The following is a 21,071-nucleotide window of genomic DNA, read 5'->3' on the forward strand; positions in this document are numbered from 1 at the left end:
AAGCCGCCGCTGCGACCCAAACACGTCTGGTCGATCCGGACGAAACTCCAGATCGAAGGCCGCGCTCGCGACCTCGCCATGTTCAATCTGGCAATCGACAGCAAGCTTCGCGGCTGTGATGTCGTCGCCATCCGGGTCGAGGATGTCGCCGCCGGCGGCTACACTGCGGATCGCGCGACGGTCCGACAAAAGAAAACCGGGCGGCCCGTCAGATTTGAATTGAGCGAACAGACCCGCCAGTCGGTCGATGACTACCTAAAGGCCACCGGCAAAAGGCCCGGCGAGTTCTTGTTCACAGGCCGTCGCGGTCCCGACCACAACATGACGACGCGCCAGTATGCCCGGCTCGTGTCGGAGTGGATCGGAAGTGTCGGGCTGGATCCAAGACTGTTCGGCACGCATTCGCTGCGGCGCACGAAAGCAACCCTGATTTACCGGCGCACTGGCAACCTCCGGGCCGTCCAGCTTCTGCTCGGACATACCAAGATAGAAAGCACTGTCAGATATCTCGGCATCGAAGTAGATGATGCCCTCGCAATAGCAGAACAAGTTGATGTCTGAAATACCCGGGCAGAGCGGACATACTCTGCCCGACCTCCAACCGCCGGTTTGGGCCACAACCTGAAGTCAGAAAAGCCAAGCGCCGAAAATATAACGCACAAAAGTGGCTGCGTGAGCGGCGAGCATCAGGCGAAGAATCTAGATCATTAAGTCTAGACTATTTCGTCTAGATTTGATATTTGGAGGGAGTTTCTAGATTGGAGGTTTTATGTCCGACATAAGACCGGCAACGGAGTACGCCGCCCGTAAGCTGGTTGCTGGCGTCGAAAGGATCATTGGAGCCGTTGATTATTGCTGGCTTTTGAGCCGTACCGAAGGCGCAATTCGCACGCGTCCGATGGGGCGTATCTTGGCGCGGCCGGGCGAGGACGAGTTGACCATCCGTTTTCTGACCGATAAGCGATCAAAAAAGGTAGCGGATATTCGTCGCTCGCAAGATGTTAGGCTTATTTTTCAAAAAGATGCTGAGGACGCATATGTCTCGTTAGAAGGAACCGCGCGTCTAAACGAAACAAATGACTATGTTCAGGCTCTGTGGAAGGAAGCATACGGCCGTTACTTTCCGACGACCGACGATCGGGCGCATGCAGCCTTCATTGAAGTGGAAGTCACTCGTATGGAGCTTTGGGTCCGCGGGCTAACGCCTGAACCGTTTGGGGTTCGCCCAACAATAATGACGCGTGAGCTTGATGGCACTTGGATGTGCACGATATGAGCATTCTTTTTCGGGAAGAGAGCAGGACCGGCCAAGCGCGCTGCTAGGAAAATCATGGGACGTCCGCTTTACGACAGCGCTGGCTTTCTTGAAGCCGCCAGACTCTTAGCATCCGAAGGTGGGCCGGCCGCAGTGACTGTCGATTCGGTCGCGAACCGTCTCAGGGCCCCGAAGGGGTCTTTCTATCACCGCTTCGTGTCCAGGGATGTGCTGCTCGGCCAACTTTGGCTGAAACTCGTATTGGAATTTCAGGTGGGATTTGTCGCTGCAATTCAGGCCGGCGACGGCCTCGCTGCCGCACTGCATTTACCACGCTGGGCCCGCGAACATCTGGAAGATGCACGACTGCTTTCGCTCTACAGCCGCCATGACTTCGTTCAGGGCGGCGACTGGCCCGACGAGCTCAAGAAGGGAGTGCGTGAGCAGTCGGAGGGGCTTGAGCAATGCGTGGCCAGATTTTCGCGCGAGGCTTTCGGCCGCGCGGGTGCGCCTCAGATTCTTCGATCGAGGTTCGTGTTGTTGGAAGTGCCGGTCGCTGCAGTCAAGGGGCACCTCACAAGACGTGAAGCGCCGCCACCGCTAGTCGATGAGCTGATCACAAGAACTTACCGCGCTATTGTGGATAAGTGCGAATGAAGAAAACTTGTGCTCAGGCAAGCCTCGTTTCGCTAGCAGACCCGGAGGCCATTTATTCGCTTTTAAAGAATTCGGCAACGTATCCGTTCTGGTCAATGATAGACGAGTTCGAGTTGATACGACCCGGCACGGACGAGCCGCATGGCGTAGGCTCGCAGCGTAAATTTCGGACTGGCCGCTTCGTGATGCATGAGGAGGTCGTTGAGCTCGTGCCCAATCGCCTGGTGGCGTACACGCTCTTGAGCGGCTTTCCTATGAGCGAATACCGGGCCGAAACGATTCTTGATCCGATTGAGGGTGGAACCAAAATTACGTGGCGTTGCTCGTTCCATCCCAAATACAAGCGAAGCGGCTGGTTTTGGCGGCTTGTGATGTTCTACATTTTCCGGCGTCTGGAACGCGGCGTGGCGCGCGCCTCCGAGAATCTCGAACAGCGCCTAGAATTTCTTGCCGCCGCGCACGGCAACGCGACTTCAAAGCGTAGTCTGGTTTGAGGCACTATTCTCGGAAAGGCGCAGCCCCTGTTTCCGAGGCGGGCGAAGCCGACGATTTCATCAGACCTTTGGCTGTCGCTACCACGTCCGGTCTTACCCCGTTCGCGACCAAACAGCGTTCATCGCGGGAAGTCGGTTTCGTGCCGATTTTGTTCTCTAATTCCGGGTCTAGGTGTCAAGCTCTCCAATGATCGTCCTTGCCGGGCCCACTGTTCTCTCCGCGGTAGAGGTGAACCCTCCGCATGATGGCGTAAGGTGACGCTGGCGGTTCAATGTTGCATATCTTGGAGCGTAAGGTGCCTCTAAAGATAGCGGAGCGGAAGCCTTTTCGCCCATTGGGTACGGCGGTTCGAAGACTATCGGTAAGCACCGAGGTAGCTGATTTGCTGGATGGCCGCACTCAATTCGGCAATTTCCCGGCCGTCGAGGCCGAGAGAATGATCGGTATCTTCTGCGCTGGTCAGTACATCACGTTGAGCCGCAAGAAGAATGAAGTGCGACCGGACTTGGAGAAGCTTGAAGGGTTTGATGAAGTTTGGAGTTTCTGTCTTCGTAAGCCGGTCCCTGGTTGGCGACTTCTTGGGAGGTTTTTTCAAAAGGATCATTACTTCTTTTGCGCGGATGGGACAAACACAAGCTTTTTAAACGCTACGACGAAGCCGCCAAACAGATCATTGACGATTGGAAAGAGCTATTTGAGACCGAGGTAGCACACAGTGGCGAATGGTACTCAGGATATCTTAGTGGAGTGATTAGAGATGCCGACGAACCGTTCTAAAGTTGACGATCCAAAATTTGAAAAGGCGTACTATCGCGCCATGGTGCGCTCTGCTTTTCTGAGCATGTTTTGGGCTGCCATTTCAGAAAGAAAGAAGAGCGGCCTTACACTCATTTCGCTCGCAAAAGCCATTGGATCTTCCAAGCACGAGGTTTCCCGATGGTTCAAGGGCGACCCGAATTGGACCATAAACACGATTGCCTCCATCGCGCACGCCCTCAAGCTCACCCTGCGTGTGCAGGCTATTGACGAACACGGGAATGTTTATGGAGGGAGCGGCCTTCAAACGTTATAAGCTCGGCAGTATCTCTGTGCTCGCTGCGTCAGCCGCTAAACCGCAGTCCTAAATCAAAACCGCCGCCCGTCGCTACGACACCATCGGCTGCTTTTTGTAGTGTCAACTGGATAATCGCCCATTATTGAGCTTTGCATTTTGGCTAGGCGCGGTGTCATCGGCGTGGACAGTTTCTCACTCGAATCAACCCCGCCACCTTTTATTGCTGGTGGCCCGGGACGGAGGGGGATTCAGATGCAAACATTTTGGTGGGTGACGGCACTAATTTTAGCCGCTGGAGGATTTGTCTGGATTGGATAGTTGGACGCGCAAGGCACCAATCACCAGCCGTTCGATCTTATCGACATAATATCTAGCCCCGTTCTCGCAGGTGCCGGACTCTTTGAAGACGCTGCATTGTATGCGTGGGCCGCTCCGGTCTGAGCCGATGATGCGATGATGCTCATCCCGCCGCCGCAGCAGCCACACTTCAGTAGGCCAGATAAAGCACGTTTTGATTTAGGCATGTGAGCAGCGTTAGCGCCACCAACGGCAGCTATCCGCGCCGCGACCTGATCGAAAAGCGCCTGATCTACAATTCGCAGGTGAGGAAGTTCTCTCGCCAAGGATGGGTTCTAACGCGTGGTAGTCCGTTCCAGTCGCACTTGAGAAGGTAAAAACAGAAGTGAAATTTGCCGAGCCTAGACCTTACGCCGCCCCTGAAGCCGCGATGAATAAGCTCCTCGAGATCGCCAGCACCGTCGAGCCGGTCCAACTCCTCGTTCGGCGGCCTATTCATTGCGCCTAAAGTAATCGCCGGGGTAATGATCGTCAGGCTAATCCTAAGCAGCGGTCCGAGGGTTGCTACGCCGCTATCCGTGCAGTAGTATTTTTATGACGACTTGCGCAGGATGAGACCATGCCACAGGCGAAGCAAGCTTCGAAGCGGAAGCGCGGAACTAAAGCGGCCGTATCGGCTCTTGGAGCCGCCGGATTGACCTTCTCACTATTGGGAAGCGCGACAGCATCGGTCGTACCGACGGCGGACGTGCCGCAGACAACGGCCTTTGCACCGAATGAGGCAATCACGCTCGGTGAGGAAGAAATAGCCGACATCAGTCTCGCCACGTTCTATGTCTTCGATAAGGAAAAAGTTGGCGGCGGCGTGCGGGTAGCCCGGCGCGGATGCGATGGCTGCCGAGGTGGCGCGGTCCGTGGCTGCGCGGTCCGCGCCTCTGCCGGCGGCTGCGGCGGCTGCGGCTGCGCATGTCACGCCGCTCAACTGTGATCGTCCTGCTCGATAAAACTTTAGAGCGCCGAGGTGGACTGGTGTGATGAGCCATGTCCACGCGATGACGCTTCTGCATGCTTCCCATATCTATGCTGCCCAAGCCGAAAACCGTCGTTGGTGATCGGCGAGTCGCTGGTGACGCTTTCCGATGCCCGCGCCTTCGTCATGGACATGCGTGCGTACTTCGCAGAAGAAACGGATACAAGCAGGATGAGATAGTGCTTCGCCAGCTTCACGCACTCAAGGAGCACCAAGGCCCGCGTGAGAAGGCACTTGGGCTGTCCGACGTGAAGAAAATGTTTGCAGAAATGAAGGGCGTGGTCGGCTAATGAAGAAACGTGTCGTGAATGTCTTGGAGCACAAATGCCCGGAATGTATGGGGATCGGCTTCACAATGGTCAAACATCCCACGCGTCCGGGCGTCAAGACCTATCAAGAATGCAGAGAATGTAGCGGCAAGGGGAGAGTGGCCATTAGCTGAAGGTCCTCCCACTTGAGGCGGCCTCAGATCAAGCGGTGCGCTTCTGTTCGCGCCTTAACTCCCACAATTCTTGTTCGAGGGCGGCGCGACCGTCGTCTACTGATGCCATTCTGTTGAGAACAGATTCAACTCCCCTGACGAAATCGCAACACTCTTGGCGGCTATTAACGACGGCTCGGTATTTGCCATCGAAAAGGGAAACTTCAATCCCTCCAGAACCGGCAAAACCAGTTCCTTCAGACCGAATGCGCCCAATCGCTTTCCCGGTATCCTCGTCGATTACTTCCTTATGGCCCTACTTGCGACCGTCAAAATTCGAAACGCTTAGCTTCATTGGAACCTCCGTAGGTTGAAGCCAACGGCTTGCCGGAACAAGATGTTCCATTTTGGCCACGATAAAATTAGGAGGGTTTCGCGACCACGGCGATTTCGGATTGAAGCCAGGTACCCAATTCGATTAATGCCGGAATTACAATGGGTTGGTTTCGGCTGTTTTGACCAACACCGCCCCCGCTACCAAGTTTGACTCGGCGTGACGGTGGGCCCAGCCTGCCGGCGCAGATCGTTTTCGGTTCGCCTCGAAGCCACGGCCCTGCGGGTGAAACCGTCACACGGTGCACGAGCACCGGAAATCGCGGATTAGAGAACCCACTTGTCCTCTGCGCCAGCGTTGAACGTCACTACCCCTCTTACCATTATGATAGGCCATTTGGGTTGGTGCCGTGACCGGTGCCAGCTCGCCAAGAACAGCCACGGAGGCAAAATGTCTGACCAGCAAGACGAGAATATGTCCGAAGGCGATCAGCTTGTCTTCAAGAGCAGCAACGGCGATTTGTGGTTCCTTGGCCGGAATCCGGTATCGGGTTTGCGTGCGGTCAAGCACGTTGCAAACCCGGAGTCAGGCGGCCACGTCTCTTACATAGAGATTGAAAGCTTTCTTTTGAACGGAGCCGCGCCGGAACATCAGGCATTTAGACAGCTGATGGAGGCCGAACGCGCCACGATACTTATCGCCTACGATATCCATCCCGCACATGGTGCGGCATACGACAAGCTTGTAGAAGCTATACAGTCGTTGGGCGCCTAGTGGCACCATTTGGAAACAGTCTGGATTGTTCGATCCGATAAGACGCTGGAAGAGATACGCGACGAATTGAAATCGCATATTGGGGTAGAGGATCAAATATTCATATCGGATATCACGGGCAATAAAGCGGGATGGGCGGGTATCAACGATGCGGGAAGCACGTGGTTGAGAGAAAATATTGACCGCGAACGCGGCGCGCTCATTCAAGGTTGAGCAGCCCTCGACTGCCTCTGAAGCAACCCGAGCCTTGCCGGTTGCCACAATTAACTTCGTTCATATGGAACGTTCGGTTCCCCTGCTTATTAGCGTGGCAACCGACAAAACGTTTGCCGCAGACCGGGACATCCTCGTCATGCTGTTGCGCCGAAGTGCATCCCGACTTTTCCTGCTCAAGCAGGGGACTGTTACCGCCGGACGAAGCCAATAACATGACTCCAAAACTGGCCGCTCCTCAAGCGCCCGAAGACGTTGCGTCGCTGGTGGGTGCCGTCGCATTGGCGGTGCTTGCCGTGATCATTGTGACGGCTCTTTACGTCGGGAGAGAGATTTTCGTACCTGTCGCTCTTGCAGTCCTCTTAAGCTTCGTTTTGGCTGCGCCTGTCAGTGCTTTGCAGCGTCTAAGCGTGCCGCGAGCGATTGCAGTGGTTGGTGTGGTACTCTTCGCCTTTGCAATCATTTTCGCTTTGGGAAGTTTGATAGCCACACAGCTAAATCGGCTTGCCGGCGATCTTCCGCGTTATCAGGCCACGATCCAGTCCAAGATCCAGTCTGTCAGAGGGGTCGCGGGCGGCAGCTCGACGCTCGAGCGTGCAGCGGGAATGTTGCAGGACTTGGGAAAAGAGCTCGACAAACCAAAGGTCGGGTTACCGGATAAACCAGTCACGCCGGCGCTCGGTAATCCGCTGGGGCCGCGATCGGTCACACCGGTTCCAGTCGAAGTGCTTCAGCCCGACCCGGGCGCCCTGGAAAGTCTAAGGTCGCTCATTGCGCCGCTGGTCTCACCGCTCGCGACGACGGCCATTATCGTCATCTTTGTCATTTTCATTCTGATCCAGCGTGAGGATCTGCGAAACCGGCTGATCCGTCTGGCAGGATCTCATGATTTGCAACGGACGACGGCGGCATTGGACGACGCTGCCAGCCGACTGAGCCGTTTGTTTCTTAGTCAGCTTCTCATCAACACAGGTTTCGGAATACTGATTGGCGCAGGACTTTGGCTGATCGGAATTCCAAGTGCCGTTCTCTGGGGAATCCTGGCGGCCGTGCTTCGGTTTGTGCCTTATATTGGCTCAGTCATCGCAGCCGCGTTTCCCCTTGCGCTCGCGGTCGCTGTCGATCCGGGCTGGTCAATGCTGGCTTGGACTGCGGTCCTGTTCTTCGTCGTCGAACCGCTGGTCGGGCAAGTCGTCGAGCCGATGGTCTACGGGCGAAGTACGGGCCTGTCGCCGGTCGCGGTGGTGGTTTCAGCTACGTTCTGGACGGCGCTGTGGGGTCCGATTGGGTTGATACTTGCGACGCCATTGACCGTCTGCCTGGTCGTTCTCGGCCGCCATGTCGAACGCCTGGCGTTTCTGGATGTGATGTTTGGTGACCGCCCGGCGCTGTCACCCGCAGAGATATTCTATCAACGCATGCTGGCCGGGGATCCGACAGAAGCGACCGAAAAAGCCGAAGAGTTCCTCAAGGAACGCTCGCTTTCTTCCTACTATGATGATGTCGCCATCAAGGGGTTGCAGCTGGCGCAGGCTGACCTCGAGCGTGATGCCCTTGATCAAATTCGTCTGGTCAGGATCCGCGACACGGTTCTGGAATTTGCCAATGACCTTTCCGACCAAATCGATCGAGAACCGACAGGCGATCAGCCGACTGCGGATGCGGAAGCCGCCGCAGCGGTCGAGTCCGCCGCTGCCGAACCGGTCTACGCCGATATGCCCATACTTCAGAAAGACGAACTTCGGGTCGAATGGAAGGGTGAAAACCCGGTGCTTTGTATCGCGGGACGAACAGCGCTCGACGAAGCGGCCGCGATCATGTTCTCTCAACTCTGCAACGTCCATGGACTGCACGCGCGCGTCGAGGGGCCGGAAGCGTTAGCGACTGCGAACATCTTTCGATTGGAAACCGAGGGCGTGGCCCTTGTTTGCCTTTCGTATCTTATTGCCGCGAATCCTGCGCAGATCCGTTATGCAGTTCGCCGGCTTCGCCGTAAACTGCCACGGGCGCAGATCATGGTCGGGTTGTGGGCCGGGCTGGATACCGCCGAGAGAGTGGCGACGCTAATGGAAAGTTCGAAAGCGGACATGTGGGCTTCGACGCTGCGAGAAGCGATCCGGGCCTGCATTGTCTCTGCGCGGCCAGATACGAATTCTTTTGCTCGGCCAGATCTGGATGCTTCCCGCGATAACCGCGACGCACAGCGCCCAGTCTCTGTTCTATAGTCATTAAATCGCGGGCCGGAACGCTTAGGGCGTGGCGTGAATTGGCAACGCAGTTCGATATTCGAGAGCCACTTCACGCGATGGGTTCAAACGGTCGTCGGCCGTCGGCTTGGCTGAGGCAGTACCATCATTGTCGCTCTCGGTATTTCGAAGAATTGCTTCTACCTCCAGCAAGGCCCGTCTTATCCAAGTCTTCACGGTGTTGACCGGCACTCCCGTCATTCTTGAAAGCTGCTCACGGCTTTCTCCGTGAAGATAGGCCCTGAGCACCAGGTCGCGACGAACCGGATTGAGCGCTTGCAATGCCGCGAAAACCCGAAGCTGCTGCTGCGCGGCGTTTTGATCCTCTTCCCAGGCTTCTATATGTTCGATAGCGGTCGGGCATTCGCTGGGCAGCGTCAGCAGCATCGAATCATCGGCGCTGGTTTCGCGACCCGTTTTCCGCAAATGATCGATGGCCATGTTGCGGGCGATTGACATCATCCAGGTTATCGGCGAGCCGAGTGACGAACGATAGGAGCCCGCATACGACCAGATTCGTAAATAGACGTCCTGGATGATCTCTTCCGCGAGGTCCTGTCGCCTGACGATCAATCGCACCCTTGAAAATAGTTTTCTTTTGGTAGCCGAATAAAGTTCGGAAAACGCATCGTGATCCTTTTTGGCGGCGATGCGCTCCAGCAGGCGTTCGAGGTTTTTCGATCCTGAATCAGCCACGATGTTCCTCACTCGATTGGCGCCAGGGTCCGAATGGCAATAAAGCCTGCCAGCGACGAAAGCGCCGTCACGAAGGTGCCCCAGACCATATCGACGACCGTGACCGTCAAGGGCCAGCGGTTGATTGTCGCAAGATTGGTCAAGTCGTAGGTTGAGAATGCGACGAGTCCGAACAGTCCTCCCAGCAGGACGGCTGAGTCCCAGGCGTCGTTTCTTGCTGCCGGTATCACAGTGAAGACCACGATCCCGAAGAAATAAATCAGATAGAGCGCGCCGGCGGCGAAGAGATTTGGCTTTTCCGACAGCAAGTCCCCGAGCGAATTTCGATAAAACCCCATTGCGCGACTAAGCCAAAGGTAATCGGAGGCGAGAAAAACACCGGCCGTCACGAAGTATGCAATTGAATAGCGCAACATGTCGGATCCCTGGCAATGCCGGCTCAACTAAATTCCGAAGAATGGCTGTAACAGTCGCGCCATTTTGCTCTTGAAGCGGAGCGGGGCATCGGTGACGGCGAGACAGATGCAGTCCTCTTCCGGACCCGCGAACGGCTGATGTTCGGTCCGTTCGTCGGTTTCCGCGATATCGCCCCGATAGAGAACACTGTCGCTATCACACAGGCTGCCTGTGAGAACGAGAGTAAGTTCGCGTCCATTGTGGCCATGTGACGGCACCGTCAATCCGCTCTGGAAGCGCAACAGCCTCGCCTTCGAACGGCCACTAGCCGTGGGGACAGGAATCTGCTGCACGCGTGGCGCCAGCCACCGCCAGTGTAATTCATCGAGATCTCCGCCCACATAGCTTCTCAACGGATCGGGAATGATCGCATCCCTGGTCGTTCGGGAAAGCGACGCCGCTTCGCCAACGCCAACGCCGGGTTCGCTCCTGACCCGCGAAAGGATGGCGTCCTTCATGGTCGCAGACACCGGCGTTTCATCGAGAGAGTCGAGCAAGTATCCGCCGAGCGAATCGGCCGACCGGTTGCGCGCACGGCAGTGTGGACAGAGCGCGAGGTGGGTCGCAACAAGAAGGCTCGACGCTTCATCCAGCGTGCCAGCCGAGTAGCTGACCAGGATATCGTTGCTGACGTGAAATGTGATGGTCATTTGCCCGCTCCATCTTGCGAGTCGAGGGCCGAGCGAAGTTTAGCGAACGCCAGCCTTATCCTTGATTTGACCGTGCCAATGGGGAGGCTGAGCTGCCTGGAAATCTCGGAATGCGACAGGTCATCATAGAATGAAAGCATCACGACGTTTCTTTCATTGGCGGAGAGCGAATCCATGACGTTGCGAACACTCTGTTCAAGTTCAATTTGCTCGACGAGGCGATCAGGCGTCTCCTGATCGTCCGGGACCAGCGCCGGATCATTCGGATCGAATTCGGGTCTGCGGCTTTTACGAAAGCGGTCGATACTCAGATTTCGCGCAATCGTAAAAATCCAGGTGGAAGGGGATGCCTTCGACGGATCGAACTGGCCCGCATTGCGCCAGAGCGAAACCATCGCTTCCTGGGTTATTTCCTCCGCTGAGGAATCGTCCGCGCCCAAACGCAGACAATAGGATTTGATGCGCGGCGCGAAATATCGAAAAAGCACATCGAACGCCGGCTCGCTTCGCTCCGTCGCCATTTTCGCGATACATTCAACGAATTCCGCTGTTTTCGATCGCGGGTCGCCGGGTTCGGTTCCTTTCGCGACCATTTGATGCTCGGACGTTTTCTGCGAATTTGCTGCTTTGGAGGAACGCCCTTTGAAACGACGGGCGAACGTAACGCCAAAAATCCGTCCGGTCAGCGGTTGTCGATCCGGGCAGATAACTGTGCTGGCCCATGATGTCGGACTTTTCCTGACAGTTGCAATCGTCGATATCGCACTGGCACTCATTGTTTGGTCATGGCCAGGAATTCTTGTCGCGTCAGAGCATTGTCGCGAAAGCAACCAAGCATGCAGCTGGTTACCATTTCCGCTCCGACCTTGTGGACGCCGCGGCTGGACATGCAGTGATGGACGGCCTTGATGACCACGCCGACCCCTTGGGGCTGCAGGACCTCCTGAACTGCGGAAGCAATTTCCGAAGTCATCCGCTCCTGGATCTGGAGCCGTCTCGCGTAAGCATCGACAACGCGTGCCAACTTGGAGAGTCCGACGACCCGCCCGTTCGGAACGTAGGCCACCCAAGCCTGGCCAATGATGGGCGCCAGATGATGTTCGCAATGACTTTCGAACGAGATGCCCCGCAAGACGACCATTTCCTCGTAGCCGGCGGTTTCGTCGAAAGTCTTGTTCAGGATCGCAAGCGGATCTTGCTTGTAGCCGGAGAAATATTCGCCGAACGCCCGCGCCGCCCGTGCTGGCGTTTCAAGCAATCCGGGACGATCGGGGTCGTCTCCGGCCCAACGAATGATCGTACGGAACGCTGCCTCAACCTCTTCACGCGAGGGCGAGAGGTCCGACGGCTGCGGAAAAGGGCTGATCTGGATGTTCAACGCATGATCCTCTTACTATTCACCGGTAACGAAGCACCCCGGTCGACGGGGGGCCCATCGACCGGGGCCTCGTCGCCGGGACCCGGGCGGGCGGCGCCCAAAGCATCCCGGTAAAAGGTGATACGAGGCTGATCGGGAATCGGATCACTGCGCAGAGAGAAAATTCTCGTTCCGGAGCGCAGCCGGCAGCGTTAAATCAGGATGTCGGGGTGCGGCGCGCGTTACAGACTTTGTGAGAGGTAATCTTCAGATTGGAGAGCGTTGTGTCTCCCGATTCAGTCGCTTCCGTCCGTTCGAAAACAATCTTGCAGCGATAACCGAATGCGCGGGCTATTCGCAGGTAATTCGTCAGCGTAACCTTTGAATTACCTCTCAGATATCGCGAAATCTGGCTGGGATCGGCACCCAACAGAAAACCGATTGCCTCCAGGCTCAACGAATTTGACTGCCGCAGCTCGAGTAGGGCGTTGATCATCGCTGCCTCGTCGCTGGCAACTTCACGCTTCAGCCGTTCGCTCGTTTCAGAATCCGTGCCGGGAAAGTCTCGTCTCCGCGTTTTCATGATCTTGCTCGTCGCATGTTCGAATGTTCATACGACACGGAGCCGAGGTTAGATCACTAATTCAGTTGCTTTCAGAGAGAAGAGCTAGCCAGCAGCGCATGACGGTTTCGCCGGAAAGTGTAAGGCGGCCTCAATTGATTACTGTAAACTTTTGCAGCTTTCGCGGAACTAAAGCGTCGCTCCCGCGTGATGTCATGATTGCTTTAGCTATTCGAGTGGGGGCATGTGTGGAAAATCTACCGCTAATTCTGGTCGTTGAAGATGATCAGCTGCTTCAGAGCCTCGTCGAAGAGAGCCTCACCGAGGGAGGCTATGAAGTCGTAATAGCTTCCTCCGGCGAAGATGCCGTTGCGTTGCTAAATGCTTCCGAAGGAAAATATCGAGCGCTTGTCACGGACATCAATCTGGGATCAAGCAATATCGACGGCTGGGGTGTCGCCCGACATGCCAGAGAGATCGATCCCAGCTTTCCTGTCGTTTACATGAGCGGAAACGACGCCGTCAATTGGGCGTCCAAGGGCGTCCCTAACAGCATCATATTAGAGAAGCCATTCGCGCCAGCGCAACTTGTCACTGCCGTTTCTCAGCTTCTTAATGCTGGAACATCATCTGTGTGAGGTCGCCTTGAAAACGCTTGATGTCTTTCAACACGTAGAGGTAACTTCATTCTGGACGCTCTCACGCACTTCCAGCAGCGCGCGTCGGATCCAGGTCTTTATCGTGTTGACCGGCACGCCGTACCGCTCTGAGAGTCGATGCCGGCTTTCTCCATGAATATAGGCTGCGATAACCAGATGGCGCCTGGTCGGCTCAAGAGCTTGCAAGGCAGAAAGAATGCTCTGCTGTAGTTTAAGAGTGTCGCTTTCGATTTCTCGAATTTCTATGGTTTCAAGTGCTGTGGGACTCTCAGCAGCGAAGCCCGACAAAACGGAGGGGTCGGAATAGAATTCTCGAGCGGATTTTCGCGCAATATCGATCGCAAGGTTTCGGGCAATCGTGATCATCCACACCATCGGTGTGCCCAGGGCAGGACGATAGGCCCCGGCATTCAGCCAGATGCGGACATAAGCTTCCTGCAGGATTTCCTCCGCGAGATGGCCGCGTTTGACCAGCAGCAGAACGGTGGAAAACAATTTGCGCCGGGTAGCCGCATAGAGCTTTTTGAAAGCGGCTTCGTCCCTGCCGGACATTCGCAGCAACAGCCGTTCGAGCTCTTGGGAAGTTGGCGCTGAGGCTGAGATGGGGTTCATGAGTCTTCAGCCGCTCTTGGCCGGGGGCTTCGGCGGGGCGGCCTCGTCGGGGACGATCACAACCGGCTCTTCGGGAGCAGCAACTTCGTCGGCAAAATCCTCGACGGCTTTTGCGGCGTCCTTGATGCCCGTTTCCACTTTCTTGAGGATTGAGTCTTTTTCGTCCATGTCGCCCTCCGAGTTCGTCAGAGACGGGTCTTTGTGAGCATCTCCCAAGGTTCCCCATGACGGCCGATGTGTCAACTATTGTTTACATATTTGGTTCGGAGATGCGGTCGGCGAATTTCGCACTGCGCTGCCGGCGCGAAAGCCGTGGTATCGCATTATAGTTCAATAAATTCAATTATTTGGTCGAAATTATGAGGCTGCCTTCAGCGCGGTTCGACTTTTTAGGAACGATTTCTGAGCGCTGTGATTGTCATGTGGGTTTTACAACTGGAGGCCCCCATGTACGGCGATAATCCAATCAGCTGGCTGATGTTTTTCACGTTGGCGGCGACCATTTTCATCATTGCCGGCGGGTTTATCTATTTTCTTCGCTCGAGCACCAATCGAGAAATTGCAGCAGAAGCCCTCGAAGGCAATCAATCTCGTGTCGGAGCGACGCCCAACGGCGCGGGACCCGAATTGATCGGCTTCGCCGTTATCGCGCTCGCGGTGATGGGGCTTCTGGCGACAGGTTACGCGGGCAAGTCGAAGGTTGAGACGGCCGCCGTCACGACGCCTGTTGGGCAGACCACCGGAAAGTCTCAAGGCATGGCGCAGCCGGCCGACTCAGCGAACCAGCCGAAGGTCTATCAACCTGCCAATCCCACGCCCGACACGCGGTCAGCCCCCACCTCTTCAGATACGGGCGTTGGTGATCAAAACGGTTCGACCGGACAGCCGAAATAATTGTCGGCAGCAAACGAGGAGAGCATTTTGGTCATCACCGAACGCTGGATCGCCTGAAATCGCTCCATACCAGCGCAATCGACGCGCGCAATGAATATCAGGAGGCGCTCAAGGACGCGGCAGGCGGGGAGATGGCTTCTGTTTTTCACGACATGATGACGTTGCACGATGATAATGCCGCTGAACTTGCAAGTGAACTGCTGAAAGCCAACGAACTTCCTGACGAAGACGGGTCGGTCATGACCATGGTGCACAAAACCATCATGAACGTCCGTTCGCTGTTTAATGGACTGGATGAAAGCGTGCTTCCCGGCTTGATCGACGGCGAGAAGCGCAATGTTTCGAGATATAACGAAGCTCTCAAATCTCCGGATATCACGACGAATTTGGTCACCCTTTTAACCAAGCAGCGCGACGGCCTGGTGCAAGAAGTTGCCCGGATGCAGGCGATGACGGCGAAAGGCGAACGCGCGCAGTAACGACGAGATCCGAAAGGGATCACGAACCGACAAGCATTCAATCAAGTCTCAGGAAGTTCACCACTGTTGGGTTCGATCCCGTATGGCTTGACCATCGCCCACACGTGCGCAGGCACCATGTTCTTTATTCGCTGTGGATATTGCCGACGGAGATGAATCACGGTTTCGACTGCCTTCATCTCGACCCGGGTGCGGGCAAATTCGAGGCCACGCGGGCCAATCTTCGGCATCAGCCAGCTAACGAGGGGCCGCAGCCAATTCGGCATGCTTCGAATGGGAAGACCGCCCGCGGCCAGTTCGACGTTCTTCAGAAAACCCTTGACCGGTCGGGCGCGCTTGCCGGTGCTTCCCGGCTCGGATATTCGGACTTCGTCCCCGAGCAGACGAAGCAATTCCTCACCGCGTTGATTACGCACCAATAGCCATTGTTCGCCTTGGCCGCCCATGTAGCCGACCGTGATATCGGCCAGAACGTTGGTGTAATCGACGCAGGTGCGGCATGTCATTGGAAAGAAATCCGCCGGCAGCTTGGAAATGGGCAATTGCAGAAACGGGATCTCCTTCACCCGCCCATCGCTGAACCGAAGCTCGACATGATAATCCGCTCGAAATTCGAGATAGGTGATCGTGTCCGGCGTATCGGACAGAAGTTCGAGAAACGTATGAAAGTTTGCAGTGGTGGTGTTGTCGGAACAGGGCGTGCCTACGACATAGAGCCGTTCGAAGCCGAGCTTGGCTTCCAATGATCGCAGCGCGTAGACTTGGCAGGGAATACCTATGACCGCGAGCCGCTTGAACCCGCGCGCGCGCGCCGGTTCCAATAGCGCCAGCAGCGGCGCATATCCCATCCGCATGCCGCGACACTGCGCCATGCCTTGCGCGGTCGTCACGAGCACTGGCACCGGCTTCCATTTGTCGTTGGGGTCCGGCGCCATCGTCAGCACGGCGTCGACGGTGCCCGATTCGAGCAAAATCTCGCCGATACGGGTCGCAATACCGGTCCATTGCGCGCCTTCACGTGGGTGCAGCAGCGAGGCACGGACCATGCGCTGGAACGGACCGAAAAGGAGTTCGTCGGGTCGCTTCATATCGCGAGTGCGGCCATGCACGCGCGTCTCAAGTGCCGGATAATCCGGCTTGATGAACTGGCACGCCTGGCCGCATCGCTTGGGCTCGCTGGAGCGTGAGATGCCGCAATCAGTACAGAGATCGCGTGGCGCCGCATTCCGAACCGCCGGCGCCCAAACCGGTGATGCCGCATCGGCACGGTCTACCATCCGCGCGTTCCAGCGCCGCCCTTGAAAGGCCCGACAATGCGTGAGGTGATCCAGCCCCCATAAAAATCGCCGGGCTGCGGCTGGACGCGTTCATCATCGACCCAGCATTCATCGACGCGTGAGGCATAGAACGCCAGATATCCTGTGATGTCTGCGAATGCGGGCGAGGGCGAAGGGTAGCTCCAGCCAGCGTTGTCGGCCCGCTTACCCTCGACATCGAGCGACCAGTATTTCGCTCGGCCCTTGAATTCGCACCAGGAACTGCCGGCGGCGACCTGCAGATATGGCTGCGCAATATCTTCAGGTGGAAAGTAGTAGACCGGTGGATGGCTGGTCTCGAGCACACGATAGCCGGACGCGGTGTCGGCGATCGTTTGATGGCAGAAAATCACGAGCAGCCGCGCGCGGACTTTTTCCAGCTTCGGCGGCCGCGGATAATCCCAAACCGATTCCTGTCCAGGAAATATTTCCGTGCGCCCAGGTTTCCACATTGGTAAAGCAGACCAACAAAAGGCCGTTCGCGCAATGCTCATCGTATGATCATCGGAAAAGTGACGGCGATCGCCCATGCGAAGATCATGGCGTTGGCGAGTGCGCCGGGCAATGGATGACGCGTCGCGGCATAGGTCCACCGGCTGACCAATCCAAACGCGAGGAACAGCAGCAGAATTGCCGGCACGATAATGACAAGAAAAAACAGTTTTTCTGGATTGAGGATGACCGCAATCGCGAGCGAAAGCAGGAAACAGAATTTTGTCAGGGCATAGGCGCCGGGCCGCGAGTTGGAGCCGCGCGTCAGCCATTCGTCGGCAACAAAGTAGGGTAGCGTGCCGCAGGCTATCGCCGCGATAAGCGGAATCCGCTCCGGGGTCGGCAGAAATGAAAACACATAAGCGTCTGTCGGTAGTCCGAATGCGACGAGGCTATAGGCCGCTACGGCAGTTGCAGCGATTAGGATGTTTCCCAAACTGACGGATTGGCGTTGGAGGGTCTGTTTGCGTAGATAGAACAACGCTATTCCGGTGAGCGCGCCGTACAACAAGAAGTGCAGCGTCAGATAATCGCCGAGCAGGATCGGCAAAAAGTCGGTCGGCAGCTTCCAAAGAATCAAGGGGGTCAGCACTGGGGCGGCAAACGCCGCGATCAGCAACGGTTTCCATGTTAATTCGGCCCCGACGCAGCTCGCGCTGCCGATCGGTAGCAGGGCTGACAACGGCCACGCCAATGCGGCGATGCCGACAAAGACCAGCGCGAGCCAGCGCCCGCGGCTATCGATGTAGCCTTCCTTGTCTTGCCCAAACGCCGCATTGATCCAGCGAAGCGCCTCGACCATGCTGTCGTGACTATAGAGCACGCCGATATGCTCGACGCCGCGCGCAATCACCAGCTTTCGCGCGGTACCGTCGGCGAAATTGCCATACGTCTCGCCGGCTATGGCTGTTCCATCCGCGACGAGATTGACGATTCGCAGGCCTTCGTTCCGCAGCATCGCGGGTTCCAGGACTCCCACGATCACCAGGAGATTGCGGGGACTCGTTGCGGTCGCCACCGGGGAGAATACGGATACCGCGACCGTTGCCTCAACATCGGGATTGGCTTTCGCGAATCGCACGACAATGTCGGATGCCATCGAATGTCCGAGCACGCCGACGCGCCCGTTGCTTTCAGGGAGTTTTCGCGCAAAGGATGCGACCTCGGTCAGCTCTTCCAGCAGCTCTGTCGTGATCGTCGTGCCTTCGGTAATGTCGCCGCACATCGGAATTCGATTGCGGCCATGTCCAAGAAAATCGAAGGTCACCGCGATATAGCCGTTGTGCGCCAGCGTTTCCGCAAAAGGCTGCATGAGTTGCTGCGAACCTGCGAAACCATGCGCGATCACGATGACCGGCGCTGGAGCGGCTGTACGCGCCTGAAAAATCGTGACCGGGGTTTCGCCCGCGAGGTTTCGCGTAATGCGCAGGCCATCGCTCGCCCCGCGGAGTTCGAGCAGTCCAACGACGATCATGATCAGAGCCATCGTGGCGACCGCAATTCGGCCCGGCGCCGCGCCAGCCGTCATCAAGGCGGTTCTGGCGCTGTGGATCACTCTTCGCCCACAATGTGCTTCTTGCGAATGCGGCGAACGGTCCACCAGATGGCAAACCCGGCGACCGGAACGAACGCTGCAGTTGAAATGCTTGGGTCGACAGCGACACCGCCGCTCTCATGCGCCGCCTTCGCAAGATATCCGAACAGACTCACGACATAATAGGTGATCGCCGCGACCGAGAGGCCTTCCACGGTTGCTTGCAAGCGCAACTGAAGCCGGGTTCGCGCATTCATCGACTTGAGCAGTTCCTGATTTTGCTGTTCCAGCTCGACGTCAACGCGGGTGCGCAGCAGATTCGCGGCTCGGGCGAGCTTGAGCGACAGGCTGGATTGCCGGGCCTCGGTCGTGACACAGGTGCGTAAGGCCGGCTTCATGCGGCGCGCGAGAAAGGATGACCAGGTCGGCAGACCGCCTACCTTACGCTCCCCGATCGTTTGCAGCCGCTGCTCGACGATTTCTTCGTAAGCGCGGCTGGCGCCGAAGCGAAACACGCTCGCTGCGGCGCCCGCCTCGACCTCCGCGGCCAGCGCAGTCAACTCGTCGAGCAATTTGTGATTGGAGGCGAGATCGCCGGCGTGGCGCATCTGCTCGGTGACTTCAACAAGGCGACGCTCTGATGCGGCAATCGACGGCGCGAGCCGCTGCGCTTCGGGCAGGCCGAGCAGGGCGAATGTGCGATAAGTCTCAAGCTCGATCACGCGCTGCACCAGCGCTCCGGCGCGCTCGGCCGACATTTGGCGATTGGCCACGAGTATCCGGACGAAGCCGGAAGGCCCGGGCTGAAAGTCGGTAGCGTAGACCGCCGCGCCGTCGGAATTTTCCGCGACCGCGAGGCTCGCATTGTCGAACAGGCGCTCAGGCGCGGTGCGGGGCAGGTCTTCGGCCAACAGGTGAAGATCGATCGCGACCAGCAACGGTCCGGGTTGCGGGACCAGTCGCATCGGTAGCGCGAGCGACGCCGCATCCGGGTGAAAAGGCGCGGCCGCGGGGTCCGCGGGCATTTCCCACGTATATGTCGTGAATTCGGAATGTTGTTCCCAACGCAAAACAGTCGAACCGAACGGCGCGCGGTGATGCTTTTCAGCGGCTGACGGTGCAAGCAGGCCGCGCGATTCGCAGAATTTCACCAAATTGGCGCGGTCGGCCTGCGCGCGAGCCCCCGAGGTATCGAAAGCGAAATGTACGATCCGCGACGGTATCGCTATGGGCGTGAACGGGCGGGCATGCACCTCGCCGAGGATCGCGGCCCGGAGCGAATGCGGCGCCAGCCGGGCCGTTTCGCCGTCGCCAATCAGAACATCCGTACTCATCGCGTTCTCAACCTTTGGAACCAGCGCCCGAAAGTCGTGCGACAGGATTATCATTCTGCTGCGTGGGACAGAAGCAAAACGCTCGGCTTACGCGGCAACGAAATCTGACGTGGGCTATGAAACGTTTGAAACCTGACGCGTATATGGGGAGCGATGGTGTGTCGAACGTAACCGTTTGCACTGCACGCGTGGTCTGTTTGCATTTCGATGCCGGCTCGCCGTAGTCTGGCACGACGATCCTTGCCTTCGCGGGATGGAGCTTTGGTGGTGTCAGTTTCGATACGGATCGGCACGCGTAAAAGCACCATGGCGCTCGCCCAAACCGACGACATCGCCCGACGGCTGTCGATCGCCGCTCCCGAACTCAACGTCGAGATCATCAAGTTCGAGACGACGGGCGATAACGACCAGACCAGCAAACTATTGATCCACGGCGGCAAGGGTGGCGCTTTTGTCGCCGGGATCCGTGCCGCGGTGACATCGGGCAAGCTGCACGCCGCAATGCATTCGCTCAAGGATATGCCGGGCAATGAGGATACGCCGGGCCTCGTGATCGGGGCTATGCTGGCCCGCGATCCGCCGACTGACGCATTGGTCGTGCGGCAGGGTATATCGATCGAGGACATCAAGTGTTCGCGCGGGAAGGGCTACAAGATCGGGACAAATGCCGTGCGGCGAGCGGCCTATGCGCGGCGGCTGTTTCCCGAGATCGAAGTGATCCATTTCAGGGGCGCCGCCGATACGCGGATCCGCAAGCTCGACAACAGGGATATGCAGAAGTTACCCAATGGCGGCGAAGCGGGGCCAGCCGATGCCCTGATCATGGCGAGATCGGGGCTCGAACGGGTCGGACTCGCGAACCGTATCGCCATGGAGTTTTCGCCAAAGGACATGCTGCCTGCGGTCGGCCAGGGCATCGTCGCGGTTGAGTGTGCTGCCGGGGATTGGCGGACGCGCCAGTATCTGTCGCTGATCGACGACCGCGCCGCGCATCTCTGCGGTGACGCCGAACGCGAGGTGCTCTGGATCCTCAACGGTCATTGCAATTCACCGGTCGCCGGCTATTCGAAGATCGATGGCGCGCGGATGTTGCTCACTGCATCGGTGCTGGATGACGCCGGCAACGGCATCATCGAAGTCACGCGCTCGGGGCCAGCCGATCGGCCACGCGAGCTTGGCCGCGCCGTCGGTTTGGAATTGCTTGACAAAGGTGCAGCCGAAATCATCGCGCGCACACGGCCCGGGCCATGAGAG

The 21,071-nt window shown here is 57.4% G+C and carries 25 protein-coding genes; 12 read left to right on the top strand and 13 right to left on the bottom strand.

Going from position 1 to position 21,071, the window contains the following annotated elements:
• The 4 genes from ABSE61_RS05075 to ABSE61_RS05090 all read left to right on the top strand — a co-directional run.
• Positions 1-561, top strand: a 561-nt coding sequence (locus ABSE61_RS05075; protein ID WP_423869988.1) for a tyrosine-type recombinase/integrase, incomplete at its 5' end; no start/stop codon positions are given.
• A gap of 208 nt (positions 562-769) precedes the next feature.
• A complete protein-coding gene (locus tag ABSE61_RS05080; RefSeq protein ID WP_423869989.1) occupies positions 770-1,276 on the top strand; it encodes a pyridoxamine 5'-phosphate oxidase family protein in 507 nt (168 codons plus the stop codon).
• A 54-nt stretch (positions 1,277-1,330) separates the two neighbouring features.
• Complete coding sequence (locus tag ABSE61_RS05085; RefSeq protein ID WP_423869990.1) at positions 1,331-1,912, top strand: TetR/AcrR family transcriptional regulator; 582 nt, start codon at positions 1,331-1,333, stop codon at positions 1,910-1,912.
• Positions 1,909-2,406: an SRPBCC family protein gene (locus tag ABSE61_RS05090; RefSeq protein ID WP_423869991.1), complete on the top strand. Its 498-nt coding sequence runs from the start codon at positions 1,909-1,911 to the stop codon at positions 2,404-2,406. Before ABSE61_RS05085 ends, ABSE61_RS05090 begins: the two co-directional genes overlap by 4 nt.
• A gap of 356 nt (positions 2,407-2,762) precedes the next feature.
• Here ABSE61_RS05090 and ABSE61_RS05095 read toward each other — a convergent pair whose 3' ends face one another.
• Entirely contained in the window at positions 2,763-3,011 is a 249-nt protein-coding gene (locus ABSE61_RS05095; protein WP_423869992.1) for a hypothetical protein, read from the bottom strand.
• A 153-nt stretch (positions 3,012-3,164) separates the two neighbouring features.
• On the opposite strand from ABSE61_RS05095, the gene ABSE61_RS05100 reads away from it, so the two are divergent.
• From ABSE61_RS05100 to ABSE61_RS05115, 4 genes are all read left to right on the top strand, one after another.
• Positions 3,165-3,479, top strand: coding sequence for a helix-turn-helix domain-containing protein (locus tag ABSE61_RS05100; protein ID WP_423869993.1), 315 nt, complete (start codon positions 3,165-3,167; stop codon positions 3,477-3,479).
• Positions 3,480-4,452: 973 nt separating this feature from the next.
• Positions 4,453-4,746, top strand: a complete 294-nt coding sequence (locus ABSE61_RS05105; protein WP_423869994.1) for a hypothetical protein — start codon at positions 4,453-4,455, stop codon at positions 4,744-4,746.
• Between the two features lie 1,247 nt (positions 4,747-5,993).
• Positions 5,994-6,317: a hypothetical protein gene (locus ABSE61_RS05110; RefSeq protein ID WP_423869995.1), complete on the top strand. Its 324-nt coding sequence runs from the start codon at positions 5,994-5,996 to the stop codon at positions 6,315-6,317.
• A 428-nt stretch (positions 6,318-6,745) separates the two neighbouring features.
• Positions 6,746-8,755, top strand: coding sequence for an AI-2E family transporter (locus tag ABSE61_RS05115; RefSeq protein ID WP_423870155.1), 2,010 nt, complete (start codon positions 6,746-6,748; stop codon positions 8,753-8,755).
• 24 nt (positions 8,756-8,779) lie between these two features.
• Here the strand turns inward: ABSE61_RS05115 and ABSE61_RS05120 are convergent, their stop codons facing one another.
• The 6 genes from ABSE61_RS05120 to ABSE61_RS05145 form a co-directional block, all read right to left on the bottom strand.
• Complete coding sequence (locus tag ABSE61_RS05120; protein WP_423869996.1) at positions 8,780-9,472, bottom strand: RNA polymerase sigma factor; 693 nt, start codon at positions 9,470-9,472, stop codon at positions 8,780-8,782.
• Positions 9,473-9,480: 8 nt separating this feature from the next.
• Complete coding sequence (locus tag ABSE61_RS05125; RefSeq protein ID WP_423869997.1) at positions 9,481-9,888, bottom strand: DUF2177 family protein; 408 nt, start codon at positions 9,886-9,888, stop codon at positions 9,481-9,483.
• 27 nt (positions 9,889-9,915) lie between these two features.
• Positions 9,916-10,578 carry a ChrR family anti-sigma-E factor gene (locus ABSE61_RS05130; RefSeq protein WP_423869998.1) on the bottom strand — a complete coding sequence of 221 codons (663 nt, stop codon included), beginning with the start codon at positions 10,576-10,578 and terminating at the stop codon, positions 9,916-9,918.
• Entirely contained in the window at positions 10,575-11,354 is a 780-nt protein-coding gene (locus tag ABSE61_RS05135) for a sigma-70 family RNA polymerase sigma factor (protein ID WP_423869999.1), read from the bottom strand. The genes ABSE61_RS05130 and ABSE61_RS05135 overlap by 4 nt, the downstream gene beginning before the upstream one ends.
• Positions 11,351-11,950, bottom strand: a complete 600-nt coding sequence (gene folE, locus ABSE61_RS05140) for a GTP cyclohydrolase I FolE (protein WP_423870156.1) — start codon at positions 11,948-11,950, stop codon at positions 11,351-11,353. Before folE ends, ABSE61_RS05135 begins: the two co-directional genes overlap by 4 nt.
• A 202-nt stretch (positions 11,951-12,152) precedes the next feature.
• On the bottom strand, positions 12,153-12,518 hold the full coding sequence (locus tag ABSE61_RS05145) for a helix-turn-helix domain-containing protein (RefSeq protein ID WP_423870000.1): 366 nt from the start codon (positions 12,516-12,518) through the stop codon (positions 12,153-12,155).
• A gap of 98 nt (positions 12,519-12,616) precedes the next feature.
• Between ABSE61_RS05145 and ABSE61_RS05150 the strand changes: the two genes are divergently transcribed.
• Entirely contained in the window at positions 12,617-13,135 is a 519-nt protein-coding gene (locus tag ABSE61_RS05150; RefSeq protein WP_423870001.1) for a response regulator, read from the top strand.
• 27 nt (positions 13,136-13,162) lie between these two features.
• On the opposite strand, the gene ABSE61_RS05155 is transcribed toward ABSE61_RS05150, so the two are convergent.
• Both ABSE61_RS05155 and ABSE61_RS05160 read right to left on the bottom strand, forming a co-directional pair.
• Positions 13,163-13,768, bottom strand: coding sequence for a sigma-70 family RNA polymerase sigma factor (locus ABSE61_RS05155; protein WP_423870002.1), 606 nt, complete (start codon positions 13,766-13,768; stop codon positions 13,163-13,165).
• A 6-nt stretch (positions 13,769-13,774) separates the two neighbouring features.
• Positions 13,775-13,936, bottom strand: coding sequence for a hypothetical protein (locus ABSE61_RS05160; RefSeq protein WP_423870003.1), 162 nt, complete (start codon positions 13,934-13,936; stop codon positions 13,775-13,777).
• A gap of 279 nt (positions 13,937-14,215) precedes the next feature.
• On the opposite strand from ABSE61_RS05160, the gene ABSE61_RS05165 reads away from it, so the two are divergent.
• Positions 14,216-14,662, top strand: coding sequence for a hypothetical protein (locus ABSE61_RS05165; RefSeq protein ID WP_423870004.1), 447 nt, complete (start codon positions 14,216-14,218; stop codon positions 14,660-14,662).
• 53 nt (positions 14,663-14,715) lie between these two features.
• Positions 14,716-15,141, top strand: a complete 426-nt coding sequence (locus ABSE61_RS05170) for a DUF2383 domain-containing protein (protein ID WP_423870157.1) — start codon at positions 14,716-14,718, stop codon at positions 15,139-15,141.
• Between the two features lie 41 nt (positions 15,142-15,182).
• Here ABSE61_RS05170 and ABSE61_RS05175 read toward each other — a convergent pair whose 3' ends face one another.
• The 4 genes from ABSE61_RS05175 to ABSE61_RS05190 are packed head-to-tail and all read right to left on the bottom strand — an operon-like array spanning position 15,183 to position 19,817.
• On the bottom strand, positions 15,183-16,418 hold the full coding sequence (locus tag ABSE61_RS05175; protein ID WP_423870005.1) for a Coenzyme F420 hydrogenase/dehydrogenase, beta subunit C-terminal domain: 1,236 nt from the start codon (positions 16,416-16,418) through the stop codon (positions 15,183-15,185).
• The gene (locus tag ABSE61_RS05180) at positions 16,412-16,909 is read right to left on the bottom strand and encodes a DUF427 domain-containing protein (RefSeq protein ID WP_423870006.1); all 498 of its coding nucleotides are present in this window, start codon (positions 16,907-16,909) and stop codon (positions 16,412-16,414) included. The genes ABSE61_RS05175 and ABSE61_RS05180 overlap by 7 nt, the downstream gene beginning before the upstream one ends.
• A gap of 38 nt (positions 16,910-16,947) precedes the next feature.
• Positions 16,948-18,477 (bottom strand): alpha/beta fold hydrolase, encoded by a 1,530-nt coding sequence (locus tag ABSE61_RS05185; RefSeq protein ID WP_423870007.1) that lies wholly within the window; start codon positions 18,475-18,477, stop codon positions 16,948-16,950.
• 23 nt (positions 18,478-18,500) lie between these two features.
• On the bottom strand, positions 18,501-19,817 hold the full coding sequence (locus ABSE61_RS05190) for a DUF3422 family protein (RefSeq protein ID WP_423870008.1): 1,317 nt from the start codon (positions 19,815-19,817) through the stop codon (positions 18,501-18,503).
• 264 nt (positions 19,818-20,081) lie between these two features.
• Between ABSE61_RS05190 and hemC the strand changes: the two genes are divergently transcribed.
• On the top strand, positions 20,082-21,068 hold the full coding sequence (gene hemC, locus ABSE61_RS05195) for a hydroxymethylbilane synthase (protein WP_423870009.1): 987 nt from the start codon (positions 20,082-20,084) through the stop codon (positions 21,066-21,068).
• Positions 21,069-21,071 lie beyond the last annotated feature (3 nt).

The organism is Bradyrhizobium sp. (genome assembly GCF_049519115.1).
Classification (GTDB): Bacteria; Pseudomonadota; Alphaproteobacteria; order Rhizobiales; family Xanthobacteraceae; genus Bradyrhizobium.